This window comes from Sphingobium sp. 22B (assembly GCF_001580035.1).
GTDB classification, from domain to species: Bacteria; Pseudomonadota; Alphaproteobacteria; order Sphingomonadales; family Sphingomonadaceae; genus Sphingobium; species Sphingobium fuliginis.
In genome coordinates, this window is the sequence record NZ_LTAB01000078.1 from 1 (window position 1) to 767 (window position 767).

The window sequence follows — 767 nt, forward strand, 5'->3', positions numbered from 1 at the left end:
ATCTTAAGGAAAATTGTCCAGCCTTCACCAAGGATCTTGGCTATGGCACCATGCGAGCATTCCAAGAAACCATGGTTCCTCATGTCGATAGTGCGGGTGTTAAATTGCCTGATTATTCAAGTCCGGCAGTACACGTCGGCGGATTTGGTAATCCGCCGAAAGACAAACCTGAAGATGCTTGCACAGCTACTCGCTGTGATGCTGACGGGAAGCCAGCTAAGAACGGCGATCATGTGCAGTTTCAGGTTGTGAACGTTGCTGGTCAACACTCATGGTTTTATCATTTTCCATTGGCTAAAGATAAGCCTGATGGGGAGCACGGCGAGCGGCGAACTATCACGGAAGTTTTTAAATGGGTAGAACCGTTGCCAACGAAAGGGACTAAACAGTGACCCTGACTAAAGCCTATTTCATGGGTTCCATTGGAATTGGTCTGTTTTTTGCATTGGAAATTMTTGAGATGCTTAAACATGCTGACGGTAATTCGAACAATTACATCATGATTGTTCTGGGTCTTGGCTGGGTCATTGTAAGTGCTATTGCTGCTATTGGATTCTTTCGAAAGCCGCTTTATTGCTTATCTCCTTTCTCTTACGTGGCGTACTTAGTCATTAATTACTTCACGACTCCTGACAGCCGTTCTCATGCAGAATTCGACGCTGAAGGCATTGCCTGTGTCATCTTCGGTGTGTACTTTACGCTGTTCAATAGCTGGTTGCTCTACAGGGAATTTCGCCGAGATCCTTGGGCCGGACCAAAGAGTGATG

The 767-nt window shown here is 46.2% G+C and carries 2 protein-coding genes; both read left to right on the forward strand.

Going from position 1 to position 767, the window contains the following annotated elements:
- The coding region (locus A0J57_RS26450) for a hypothetical protein (protein WP_161942161.1) at positions 1–392 on the forward strand (392 nt) is incomplete at its 5' end.
- Positions 389–767: hypothetical protein (locus A0J57_RS26265; RefSeq protein WP_153023180.1), on the forward strand; the 379-nt coding region annotated here is incomplete at its 3' end. The genes A0J57_RS26450 and A0J57_RS26265, both read left to right, overlap by 4 nt.